The 12,181-nt window shown below is 69.6% G+C and carries 9 protein-coding genes; 3 read left to right on the top strand and 6 right to left on the bottom strand.

Annotated features, from left to right (window positions below; translation table 11 throughout):
• Positions 1-49: 49 nt before the first annotated feature.
• Positions 50-1,390 (bottom strand): MFS transporter, encoded by a 1,341-nt coding sequence (locus ACZ5PP_RS15305; protein WP_004310550.1) that lies wholly within the window; start codon positions 1,388-1,390, stop codon positions 50-52.
• On the opposite strand from ACZ5PP_RS15305, the gene ACZ5PP_RS15300 reads away from it, so the two are divergent.
• Positions 1,385-1,567 carry a hypothetical protein gene (locus tag ACZ5PP_RS15300; protein WP_144312143.1) on the top strand — a complete coding sequence of 61 codons (183 nt, stop codon included), beginning with the start codon at positions 1,385-1,387 and terminating at the stop codon, positions 1,565-1,567. The two genes, ACZ5PP_RS15305 and ACZ5PP_RS15300, sit on opposite strands and share 6 nt — an antisense overlap.
• Before the next feature lie 173 nt (positions 1,568-1,740).
• Here ACZ5PP_RS15300 and ACZ5PP_RS15295 read toward each other — a convergent pair whose 3' ends face one another.
• The 4 genes from ACZ5PP_RS15295 to ACZ5PP_RS15280 form a co-directional block, all read right to left on the bottom strand.
• Entirely contained in the window at positions 1,741-3,609 is a 1,869-nt protein-coding gene (locus ACZ5PP_RS15295; RefSeq protein ID WP_004310542.1) for an MFS transporter, read from the bottom strand.
• A 216-nt stretch (positions 3,610-3,825) separates the two neighbouring features.
• Positions 3,826-6,012, bottom strand: a complete 2,187-nt coding sequence (locus ACZ5PP_RS15290; RefSeq protein WP_012584562.1) for an acetate--CoA ligase family protein — start codon at positions 6,010-6,012, stop codon at positions 3,826-3,828.
• 1 nt (position 6,013) lies between these two features.
• Positions 6,014-6,796, bottom strand: a complete 783-nt coding sequence (locus ACZ5PP_RS15285; protein ID WP_012584561.1) for an enoyl-CoA hydratase/isomerase family protein — start codon at positions 6,794-6,796, stop codon at positions 6,014-6,016.
• Complete coding sequence (locus ACZ5PP_RS15280; RefSeq protein ID WP_004310535.1) at positions 6,739-7,455, bottom strand: class I SAM-dependent methyltransferase; 717 nt, start codon at positions 7,453-7,455, stop codon at positions 6,739-6,741. The genes ACZ5PP_RS15285 and ACZ5PP_RS15280 overlap by 58 nt, the downstream gene beginning before the upstream one ends.
• A 436-nt stretch (positions 7,456-7,891) precedes the next feature.
• On the opposite strand from ACZ5PP_RS15280, the gene ACZ5PP_RS15275 reads away from it, so the two are divergent.
• Together ACZ5PP_RS15275 and ACZ5PP_RS15270 are read left to right on the top strand one after the other, a co-directional pair.
• The gene (locus ACZ5PP_RS15275) at positions 7,892-9,043 is read left to right on the top strand and encodes a transglutaminase-like domain-containing protein (protein ID WP_004310533.1); all 1,152 of its coding nucleotides are present in this window, start codon (positions 7,892-7,894) and stop codon (positions 9,041-9,043) included.
• Positions 9,044-9,490: 447 nt separating this feature from the next.
• Positions 9,491-10,927: an NAD-dependent succinate-semialdehyde dehydrogenase gene (locus tag ACZ5PP_RS15270; RefSeq protein ID WP_004310529.1), complete on the top strand. Its 1,437-nt coding sequence runs from the start codon at positions 9,491-9,493 to the stop codon at positions 10,925-10,927.
• A gap of 266 nt (positions 10,928-11,193) precedes the next feature.
• Here the strand turns inward: ACZ5PP_RS15270 and ACZ5PP_RS15265 are convergent, their stop codons facing one another.
• On the bottom strand, positions 11,194-12,081 hold the full coding sequence (locus tag ACZ5PP_RS15265; protein WP_043744014.1) for a hypothetical protein: 888 nt from the start codon (positions 12,079-12,081) through the stop codon (positions 11,194-11,196).
• Between the last annotated feature and the right edge of the window lie 100 nt (positions 12,082-12,181).

Below are 12,181 nucleotides of genomic sequence, written 5' to 3'. Positions count from 1 at the left end.
TCCCGCATCGATCCGGTGCGCCGACGGTTGCCCATGGCCCGGAATCGCCTCAATCCACCTCGAGCTTGCCGGTCTCACCCACGAAGGCGAGGTTCTTCTCCTCTTCCGGCGCATGCACCGCGCTGCGCCCGACCATGGAGATCGCCAGGCCGGCGACCGCACCCGGGATGGCGAAGGCGAGGAAGTTCATCTCCAGCGGCAGCGAGATCAGCGCACCGCCCAGCATCGGCCCGGAAATCGCCCCCAGGCGCCCCACGCCCGAGGCCCAGCCGATGCCGGTGGAGCGGATCGCCAGCGGATAGTACTGCGCGACGTAGGCGTAGAGCAGGATCTGCGAGCCGATCGTGGTCGCACCGGCGATCGCCACCAGCAGGTAGAGGACGATCATGTCGTTCTTGATCGCGAGCGCGCTGATCGACAGCGCCGCGATCACGAACATGATGGTCAGCACCCGGCGCAGGTGGAAGCGGTCCGCCAGCCAGCCGCCGCCGATCGCGCCGAAGATCGCACCGAAGTTGAGCACCAGCAGGAAGCTCAGGCTGGAGCCGAGCTCGTAGCCGGCCTTGTTCATCAGCTTCGGCAGCCAGGAGCCGAGCGCGTACACCATCAGCAGGCAGCTGAAGAAGGCGACCCAGAACATCAGCGTGCTGACCAGGCGACCGTTCTGGAACAGCGCGACCAGGGCGACGCTCCTGCCCTGGCCGGTGACCAGGTGGAAGTTGTCGCCGGCCGCGGGCGAGTAGGACGGCTCGACGCGGGCGAGCAGGCGGCCGGCCTCTTCCTTGCGACCTTCCTTGAGCAGGAAGCCGACGGCCTCGGGGAGGAAGATCCAGATCAGCGGCAGCAGCAGCAGCGGGATGCCGGCGACGAAGAACACCGACTGCCAGCCGTGGCTGGGCATCAGGTACATGCCGAGGAAGGCCGAGGTCATGCCGCCGACCGAGTAGCCGCTGAACATCACCGCGACCATGGTGCTGCGGATCTTCCTGGGCATGTACTCGGTCATCAGCGCGACCACGTTGGGCATCACGCCGCCGATGCCGAGGCCGGCGATGAAGCGCATCGCGGCGAACTGGGTGGGCGTCTCGGCGAAGCCATTGAGGAAGGTCACGCCGCTGAAGATGATCACCGTGATCATGATCACCTTCTTGCGGCCGATACGGTCGGACAGCGGCCCGAAGATCAGCGCGCCGAACATCATGCCGAACAGCGCCGCGCTGCCGAGCGAGCCCGCCTGCAGCGGCGTGAGGTCCCACTCCTTCATCAGCACCGGCAGCACGACCCCGTAGATCACCAGGTCGTAGCCGTCGAAGATGATGACGAGCGCACACCAGAACAGCACGTTCAGGTGAAATTTGTTGAACTTCGCCTCGTCGATTGTTTGATGCACATCTACTTTTCTCACGATGGATTCCTGGCGCTTGCGTTGGGGTTGTGGGAGTTGCTGCGGGCATTGCGACCGAAGATCGCGCAGACGCTCACGATCACGGCGCGCGACCCGCATCCCGCCCCATCACGGAGCGAAGAGAGCGATGTTCGTGCGCCGCAATGGCGCAGGCACCTGTGACCCAGGCGCCAAAACTGCACTATATCGCACATCTTTGCGCATGAACACATTTCGAATGCACAATATCTCATACACCTATTGCCCACCCCGGGTGCGAGGCGCGGTTGCGCCGCGCACAAAAAAGCCCGCCCCGACCGTAGCGGTCGGGGCGGGCTTCGTGGTGCGGCAGCGTCTTACTGCGTCGAGCGCGCGATCAGCACCGCCATCTTCGGGTTCTGTCCGGCCACCTCCTGCGCGAGCTCGGCCTTGGCACGCTGGCCGCCCTCCTCGGTGTTGAGGATGATCAGGTCGCAGCGCAGCTGCTCGGCCAGGTCGACCACCGCCCTGCCGCGACCGAACAGCGTGGAGGTCAGGATCTGGCCCTCCGCCGGGACACCCTGCGCGTTCACCTCGTTCACATACTCCTGCAGGTTCGCCACGTGCGCCGGGTCGATGGCCTTGTCGGTCTGATCGACCTCGGCGGACAGGACGTGCTCCGGCGCGAGATACACCAGGTGCACCTTCGAGCCCGTCAGGGAGACGAACTCGGAGACACGCTCGCGCGTCAGCCTGTTTCCGGTGTGATCGACCACGGCCATGATGGTGCCGTAGAGACGGGACTTGCCGGCGGGCACGGCCGCCGCAGCCGCCGTGGTCGGCGCCACCGCCTGTGCAACCGCCGCCGCCTTGCTCTTCGGAATGATCAGGGTGAGGGCCAGGCCGACGAGGCTGATGCCGCCGAGCACGTAGAAGATGCTGTGCAGCTCGCCGGCGAACGTGACCGCCAGGAAGGCGCCGAAGATCGGCCCGAAGATGCCGCCGATACGACCGAAGGCCGCCGTCCAGGCGACACCGGCGCCACGGACGTTGGTGCGGTAGTAGTTGGCGGCCAGACCGTAGATCAGCGTCTGCGTCCCCGAGGTCCCCAGGCCGGTGATCGCGATCGTAAGCAGCAGCAGGGCCACGACGATGCCGCTGACGTCGGCGAGTTGCTGGATCTCGCCTGCTTTGGCGACCATCGGGACGTCGATCGTGGAGGCGATCATGCCGATGGCGCCCATGGCGAGCGCGCCGACCAGGAAGCCCAGCGCCACGATGCGCTGCGGGCTGTGCTTGTCGGCCAGGGTGGAGCCGTACAGGGTACCGACCATGGCGCCGGCGTTGAGGACCAGCAGCAATGCGAGCGATCCGTTCTGGCCCATGATCGGCAGCATGATCTTCGGCAGCCAGGTGTTCAGCGAATAGACCAGCAGCAGGCAGAACGCCGAGACGAAGCCGATGACGATGGCCGGGACGAGATAGACGGTGAACAGACCCGCCCAGCCCGCACGCGCGTCCGAGGCATTGGCGGCCGCGCTCTGCTGCGGCTTGATCTCCGCCTCGGGGATGGGCACGCCGGTGCGCTCGGAGACCTTGCGGGCCTCGTCCAGGCGGCCGCGCGAGGCCAGCCAGGCCACCGACTCGGGAAGCTTCCAGATCGCCAGCGGCAGCAGGGTGACCAGGGGCAGCGCGCCGATCAGGAACATGCCGCGCCAGCCGATGATCGGCAGCAGGAAGATCGCCAGCAGCGCAGACAGCAGCGAACCCAGCGGGATGCCGGCATAGGTGAAGGCGGTGGCGAGGTTCTTCTTCCCCGGCGGGGCGAACTCGGCCGCCATCGCGCCCGTGGTGCCCGCCAGCGCGCCCACGCCCAGGCCGGTGATGAAGCGCCAGACGCCGAAGGCGGCGAGCGTCTCGGTCATCGCCGACACCGCCATGCCGATCGAGAACCAGGCGATGGCGCCGATCATGACCTTGCGGCGGCCGATCAGATCGCCCAGGGTGCCGGCGACGAGGGCGCCGAGCATCATGCCGATCATCGCGTACGAGCCGAGCATGCCGGCGTCTTTCGGCGTGAGTGCGTGGTCGCCGATCCACTTGGCGGAGTCCGGCCCCATGAAGCCGGGCAGGACTGCGCCATAGACGACGAGGTCGTAGCCATCGAAGACCAGGCCGACGAAGGCCAGGGCGATCACCCAGATGATGGTGCTGCGCCGCTTGCGCGCCATCTCCGGGTTTTCCATCGGAACGTTCGTTTTCAAAATCGTGCCTCTTTGGGGGAATTGCTGCAGGGGAGATCGGACGGGCGAGCAGTGACGAACTTGACGTGCGTCAAGCTTCCTTGATTGCAAGGCCGTCAGGTTATGGCGCGATCACACCGATCAATATCCAGCTTGTGCACGATCGATATCCGCTTCGTGCACACCCCGATCCAAGGCGCGAAAATCCGCTCGACCGGCTCAGCTGCTGGCCACCGTGCGGTTGGTGATGATGCGCGCGTCGACCACCGCATAGCCGTCCGGGTAGGCGATCACCGGGTTGAGGTCGAGCTCGGAGAGCTGCGGGTAGGCACTGACGATGCTCGACACCCGCAGCAGCAGCTCGACCAGCGCGACCTTATCCACCGCCGCCTCGCCACGCACGCCGGCGAGGACCTTGCGCGCGCCGAGCTGATCGACCATGGTCTCGGCGTCGCGCCGGGACAGGGGAATCGCGCGGAAGGCGACGTCCTCGAGGATCTCGACGAAGATGCCGCCCAGGCCGAACATCAGCACCGGGCCGAAAATCGGGTCGCGCACCACGCCGACGATGACCTCCACCCCCTTCCTCGCCATCGGTGTCAGCAGCACACCGCGAATGTCGGCGTCGGCATCGTATGCCCGACAGCCCGCCAGAATCTGTGCCCAGGCCTCGCGCAGCGCCGCCTCGCCGACCAGGTTCAGCTTCACCCCGCCGGCGTCGGACTTGTGCAGGATGTCCTTCGACACCACCTTCATCGCCAGCGGCTGGTCGCCGAAGCGCTCGATCGCCACCGCGAGCTCGTCCGCCGTGTGGGCGACGATTTCCTCCGCCACCGCGACACCGTGCGTGCGCAGCAGCGCCCTGGCCTCGTGCTCGTAGAGGTCGCGGCCCTCGTTCTGGGCGCGCGCGAACATCGCCTGCATCGCCTCGTCGGGCGCCGCGCCGGCCTGCAGGGGCTGGCCGTGGCGGTCCTGCAGGTAGAGCCCGCGCTCGGCGAGCGCCTCCAGCACCTTCACCGCCTGCTCGATGGAGGCGTACACCGGCAGCCCGGCCTCGTGCAGGCGGCGTAGCGCAGGCGGCTTGACCGGGGCGTAGAGGCTGTAGACCACCAGCGGCTTTGCGCTGGCGCGCGCGAGCTCGATCATGGCCTCGGCCGCGCGCATCTCGCCGCCGAGCAGGGACTCGGCGAAGCGGATGTGGTAGCCGCCGAACATGCCGACGAGGAAGACCGCGTCCACGTTGTCGTCGTCGGCGACGATCTCCACGCAGCGCGCCAGCACCTCGGGGTCGGCGTCCGAGCTGCCGGCCACGTCCACCGGATTCGCCAACGCGGCCTGCGGGAACAGGATCGCCGCCAGGCGCTTGCGGGTCGCCGCGGACAGCTCGGCCAGTTCCAGGCCGGACTCCGACAGGCGGTCGGAGGTGATCGTCGCCTGGCCGCCACCGTCGGCGATCACCGCAATCCGCCGCCCACGCGCCTGCTGCATCAGCGCCAGGCCCTCGGCCACCGGCAGGATCTCGTCGGAGTGATGCACCACGCTCACCCCCACCTGGCGCAGCAGGTCCACCGTCATCGCGTAGCTGCCGGCGAGCGCGCCGGTGTGCGAGCTCGCCGCCTTCTTGCCGAGCTCGGTGGCGCCCGACTTGTACACCACCACCGGCTTCACCGGGGTGATCTCGCGCGCCACCTCGAGAAAGCGCTGGCCGTCGCGGAAGCCCTCCACATACAGCGTCGCCACCCGGGTGTGCACGTCCTCGCCGAGGTAGCGCAGGTAGTCGTTGAAGCCGACGTCGGTCTGGTTACCCGGGCCGACGTAGGTCGAGAAACCCACGTGGCCGTTGTGCTCGGCCTCCAGCACCAGCGCCAGCAGCATGTTGCCCGACTGCGAGATGAAGCCGATGTCGCCGGGCCTGGCGTTGCGCAGGTCGAGCAGGTTCACCTTGTGATGCAGGTTGAACATGCCCGAGGTGTTCGGGCCGATGATGCGCACGCCGCCCGCACGCGCCGCGTCCAGCACCTGCTGCTCGAGCCTGGCGCCCTCCGGCCCGCTCTCGCGAAAGCCGCTGGCGAGGATCACCGCGCCCTTCACGCCCTTGCGCCCGCACGCCTCGAGCAGCCCGGGCAGGGTCTTCGCCGGGGTGCAGATCAGCGCCAGGTCGATCGGCCCGGGCACGTCGTCGAGCGTGGCGCAGGTCGGCACGCCGAGGATCTCGGGCACCTTGGGGTTGATCGGGTAGACGCGGCCGCGGTAGTCGCCCTTGACGAGGCCGACCATGGCCTTGTAGCCGCGCTTGGTGGGATCGGCCGAGGCGCCGACGATCGCGATCGAGGCGGGGGCGAGGAAATCGTGCAGCGGGCTGCGGCGCGCCGGACTGCAGGGCACAGGGCTCGAGTTCTCGTTCATGTCATTCCCCCCTGAACACCGGCGCGCGCTTCTCGGCGAAGGCATCCACGCCCTCCTGCCAGTCGCGCGTGGTGCCGACAAACATCATGCCCTCGAGCTCGGCGACGAGGCAGGCGTCGAGCGTGCGCTCGGCCGAAAGATTGAGCTGGCGCTTGGCGAGCTCCATCGAGAACGGCGCCTTGGCGGCGATCCTGCGCGCGAAGGCGCGCGCCTCGTCGAGGAAGCCCGCGTCGGCGAACACCCGGTTCGCCAGCCCGATGCGCACCGCCTCCTCGCCACCGATGCGCTCGCCGAGGAAGACCAGCTCGCGCGCCTTCGCCAGCCCGACCAGGCGTGGCAGCAGCCAGGTCACGCCGCCGCCGAGGAAGTTGCCGATCGAGATCTCGGGCAGGCCGAGCTGCGCGCCCTCGGCCATCAGCAGGAAGTCGGACGCGAGCGCGATCTCGGCACCGGCGCCGAGTGCGTAGCCGTTGACCGCGGCGACCACCGGCTTCTTCAGGTCGATCAGGCGGCGGCACACGTCCTGCTCGCCCTGGAGGTATTGGCGGCGGTCGAAGGCGCTGCGTCCGGCCTTGTGTTCCTTGAGATCGGCTCCGACGCAGAAGGCGCGGCCCGCGCCGGTGAGCAGCACCACGCGCACCTCGCGCGCAACCTCGGCGCGGCCGAGCGCGTCGTTCAACTCGTCGTAGAGCCGCTGCGTCACCGCGTTGAGGCGCTGCGGGCGGTTCAGGCGGATCTCGGCGATGCCGTCGGAGAGGTCGTAGAGGAGGGTTTCGTAGCGCATGGAGACTCCCGGTCGGGATTGGGGGGAGAAAGGCACGGCGCGGCGGCCGCCGGCGGCGCGGGCTTGTGCAGCAGCACCACGTCCTTGGCCGGCAGCTCGCAGCGCCAGCCGAAGCGGGCGGCAATCACCCGGAAGGTGGCCGCGCGATAGAACACCACGTGGGTGGGATCGCGCCGGTAGTGCCAGGCGGCGAAGCGCGCATCCTCGGTCTGCAGGCAGGTGGTGATGCCGAGCCAGCCCCCGGGGCGCAGCAGACCGTCCAGGCGGGCGAACTCGGCCGCGGGCGCGTGGAAGTGCTCGACCACCTCGGTGCAGGTGACGAAGTCGTAGCGGCGCGCGAGCGCGTCGGGGTCAGGGGCGAAGAAGGGGTCCCACACCCGCATCGGGTGGCCGGCCTCGCGCAGCATCGCGGCCAGCGCCGGCCCCGGACCGCAGCCGTAGTCCAGCCCCTGCGCCGCGGGCGCGAGGCGGATGCGCAGCGGATCGACCAGGCGCGCGAGGAAGCGGCGGTAGCCGGGATCCTCGGGGTCGTTGCGGTGCAGGCGGTATTCGGCGCACTCCGCATCCGCCGCCGGCCGCTGGGCCGGGTGCAGGAAGGTCGCCTCGCAGGCTTCGCAGCGCAGGTAGTCGCGCCCGCCCACGTGCAGAAAGGGGCGCACGGATGCGCCAAGACAGACCGGGCAGCAAGTCGCCGTCCCGGGAGCCGGCTGATTCATGCGGGCGATTGTATCGAGCCCCGCCGGCCCTGCCCATGGCGGAGATCCCGAACCCGGGGGCAGGCGGAGCACGGGGCTGCATCTGACGCTCGTGCGGATCCGCGCGCGGCACATCGGAGCCACTGGGTCGCGACTCGCGTCGCTCCCACGACAAGGCTCGCAACACGACGGTCTCTGCAGGAGCGACGCAAGTCGCGATCTCCCCGGCGGTTCACGCGGCCTCCACAATCGCCGACAATGCGCGCCGGACCCGCGTGCCGATCCTTCGCATCGGCCTTCCGCGCCGCGGACACACCCCGCACACGGCCGCCGGCAACGGCCAACCATCAAGCCCCGGCGGCATCCCGCACCGGGGCGGCTTCGCTCATCGGGAGAACACATGAACCGCCGCAACTTCCTGCGCGCCGGCACGCTCGCGGCCGGCCTCGCGCTGCCCGCGCTCGCGCGCGCCCAACAATCCGCCGCGACCACGGCGACCACGCCGCTCGCCACCCCCGCCCCGCTCGCCGAGCCCCCCGCCTTCGCGCCCACGCCGGACGCCGGCTGGCGCCGCTTCGAGTTGACGAGCCGCGTCGAACCCCTGCCCGGCGACGGTCCGCTGCGCGTGTGGGTGCCGCTGCCGGCGATGCACGAGACCGCCTGGCAGCGCCCGATGGGCAGCCTGTGGCAGGGCAACGCCGACCTCATGGAACGTGTGCGCGACCGCTCCGGCGCCGAGATGGTCTACGCCGAGTGGGCGCCGGGCATCGCCCAGCCCCGGCTCGAGATCCTCAGCCGCTTCGCCACCCGCGACCGCGCCATCGACTTCAGCCAGCCCAGCGCCGCGCCCCAGGTACTGCCGCGCGCCGAACGCATGCACTACCTGCGCGCCACCGCGCTGCTGCCCACCGACGGCATCGTGCGCGATACCGCACGCGACATCGTCCACGGCGCGAAGACCGACGAGGACAAGGCGCGCGCCATCTACGAATGGATCGTGGACAACACCTTCCGCGAGCCCAAGGTGCGCGGCTGCGGCATCGGCGACATCCGCACGATGCTGGAGACCGGCAACCTCGCGGGCAAGTGCGCCGACCTCAACGCCCTCTTCGTCGGCCTGGCGCGCGCAGCCGGGCTGCCGGCACGCGACGTCTACGGCCTGCGCGTCGCCGACTCGCGCTTCGGCTACAAGAGCCTGGGCAAGAGCGGCAACGTCTCCAAGGCCCAGCACTGCCGAGCCGAGGTCTTCCTGGAGCGCTTCGGCTGGGTGCCGGTGGACCCCGCGGACGTGCGCAAGGTCGTCCTGGAGGAACCGCCGGGCAAGCTCTCCATGGTCGATCCCAAGGTCGCCGCGGTGCGCAAGCAGCTCTTCGGCGCCTGGGAGATGAACTGGCTGGCCTACAACGACGCCCACGACCTGCGCCTGCCCGGCAGCACCGGCAGCGAGATCCCCTTCCTGATGTACCCCCAGGGCGAACTCGCCGGCCAGCGCTTCGACAGCCTGGACCCCGACGCCTTCAGCTACACGCTGAGCGCACGGGAAATTGCCTGAGGCGGGAACACAGGCGTGCGAGCGCGAAACCTCGCGGGATCCCGAGCCCTCGGCCGGGCGCCGCAGCCTGCGGCATCGAAGCCCCCGCACCTGCGCGAGCGCTGCAGGCCACGCGGCCCCCCGTGCCTGCAAGCCACCGCAAACGGTCCCGGCCGCGGCATCGGGTGCCGCGCGGGAAGATCAGGAGCGCCGAGGTGGAGGACGTCGCGGGGGAAACAAGGCGACGCAGGTCCGAGGCACGCAGCGACGCGTTTGCGTCGCCGCCCCCGCGGCGTCCTCCACCGAGGGCCGCCCTGAGCGCCAGCGAAGGGTCGCGAGTGTACGCCCCGCGCGGCGCCCGACACCGCGGCCCCGGACGGGGCCCGACCCGGCGCGCCCATGCGCGCTTCCGTCATCCGCCACCCGCTAGAATGCCCTGTCCCACATTCCCACGAGAGGAAGCCCCCCATGACCTACCCCCATACCCGCCTGCTCATCGACGGCCAATGGTGCGACGCCCTCGACGGCCGCACGCTGGCCGTGCACAACCCGGCCACCGGCGAGGAGATCGGCCGCGTCGCGCATGCCGCGATCGCCGACCTCGACCTCGCCGTCGCCGCCGCCGTGAAGGGCTTCCAGACCTGGCGCCGCACCCCGGCGATCGAGCGCGCCAAGACCCTGCGCCGCGCCGCAGCGCTGATGCGCGAGCGCGCCGGCGACATCGCCCGCGTGCTCACCCAGGAACAAGGCAAGCCGCTGCCCGAGGCGAAAATGGAAACACTCGCCGCCGCCGACATCATCGAGTGGTTTGCCGACGAAGGCCTGCGCGTGTATGGCCGCATCGTGCCGGGACGCAACCTCGCCGCCACGCAGATGGTGATCAAGGACCCGGTCGGCCCGGTCGCCGCCTTCACGCCGTGGAACTTCCCCATCAACCAGGTCGTGCGCAAGGCCGCGGCGGCGCTCGCCACCGGCTGCTCCATCCTGGTCAAGGCCGCCGAGGAGACGCCCGCGGCGCCGGCCGAGCTGGTGCGCGCCTTCGTCGATGCCGGCGTGCCGGCGGGCGTGATCGGGCTGGTGTATGGCAACCCGGCGGAGATCTCCAGCTACCTGATCGCCCACCCGGCGATCCGCAAGATCACCTTCACCGGCTCGACTCCGGTGGGCAAGCAGCTCGCGGCGCTCGCCGGCCAGCACATGAAGCGGGTGACGATGGAGCTCGGCGGCCATGCGCCGGTGATCGTGTGCGAGGACGCCGACCTCGAGCTGGCGATCAAGGTGTCGGCGGCGTCGAAGTTCCGCAACGCCGGCCAGGTATGCATCTCGCCCACGCGTTTCCTCGTGCACGAGGCGGTGCGCGAGACCTTCGCCGCCGCGCTGGCCCGGCATGCGAGCACGCTGAAGGTCGGCGACGGCCTGGCCGAGGGCACGCAGATGGGTCCGCTGGCCAATCCCCGCCGCGTGGCGGCGATGGCGGACTTCGTGCAGGACGCGCTGGCGCGCGGCGCGACCGTGGCGGCGGGCGGAGAGCGCATCGGCGCCGCGGGCAACTTCTTCGCGCCCACGGTGCTGACCGGCGTGCCGCTGGACGCGAAGGTGTTCAATGAGGAACCCTTCGGGCCGGTCGCGGCGATCCGCGGCTTCACCACGCTGGACGAGGCGATCGCGGAGGCGAACCGCCTGTCCTTCGGGCTGGCGGGCTACGCGTTCACGCGCTCGCTGAAGAACGCGCACCGCCTGGCGCACGAACTCGAGGTCGGCATGCTGTACGTGAACCAACCCGCGACGCCGAGCGCGGAGATGCCCTTCGGCGGCATCAAGGATTCGGGCTACGGCACCGAGGGCGGGCCGGAGGCGCTCGACGCCTACCTGAACACGCGCGCGGTGACGGTGATGAACGTGTAAGTCGCTGCCGCGATGCGGTGACGGCGCAGGGCTCGCCGCATCGCGGCAGCCCGCCACCTCGGATTCGGGTTGCGTGCGGCGCCTTGCGCGCCGCGGTGGCTGTCACGCGGCACCCTGCCCGACCGTCGATCGCGACTCGCGTCGCTCCCACCGCGCGGCGCGGGAAATCGATCACGACGCGCGTCGCTCCCACCGCGCGGCACCGGAAGCGCGGCGCGGGAGGCGCGGCGGTTTTGTAGGAGCGACGCGAGTCGCGATCGATGCGCTCAGAAATGCCACTCCATCTGGAAGGTCGGCGCGTCGGTGTCGATGCCGGGCTTTTCTGCGCCGTTCGCGAAAGCGTGGTTGCCGAACTTGTTGCGCCAGTATTCGTAGCCGACGCCCATCAGGAAGGTGTTCTTCTTGCCCCAGGCCATCTGGCCGACGTCGACCATCAGCGAGGTGCGCATCAGGGTCTCGGTGTGGGTCTTGATGCCGGCGTAGTCCTTGCCCTTCTCGCCGTTGATGTTGATGAAGCCCTGGAACTTCAGCGGCACGGCGCCGGCGCTGAAGGGAATGCCCCAGGCCGCGCTCACGATCCATTGCGGGTCGAAGCTCACCTCGGTCTGCGGGCAGGGATCGAAGGACGACGGCGCGACGGGGTCGAGACCGCAGCGGTTCCACTCCTTGCCCAGGAGCAGGCTGACGTCGAGGAAACCCGGCACATCGAACTTCAGCGTGGGCCCCAGCACCACGAGGCGCTTGCGCGGCGAGAACGCGGTGTTCTTGGTGTTGAGATCGAAGCCTGCGGTGACCGCGACCTCCTTGACCGGGCCGAAGGCGAAGCTGCGGTCGAACGCCTTGCCGAGATGCACCTGGTGGCGGTAAGTGAGGTAGAACTCGGTCGCCCCGCTGCCGCCGCCGTTGGCCGGATCGGCCTTGTCCGACTGGAAGATGTCCAGGTTGAGGAAGTTCTGCCCGACCGAATAGCCACTGGCGTGGGTGAACTGCAGCACGTGCTTCTCGACGTCCTTCGTGTTGGTGGGCTCGCGGAAGTCGCTGCCGTAACGGTAGCCGACGAAGGTGTCGCTCCAGGTCGCGGCCTGGCTCGCCGCGGGGGCGGCGAGGAGGGCGCAGGCGAGGGCGAGTGGGGCGATGCGGCGGGTCGTTGTCATTTTGTGTCTCCGTTCCTGTCCACTGATTGGCTTCTGCGGCGCAGCGTCGTGCGCACGGCCGCCAAACTAGCAGGCCCCGCACCGGGACCGGATCCACCCA

It is taken from the genome of Thauera sp. DNT-1, from assembly GCF_055393985.1.
Note: the sequence above shows the minus strand (reverse complement) of the source record. Positions and strands in the feature narration are given on the sequence as shown.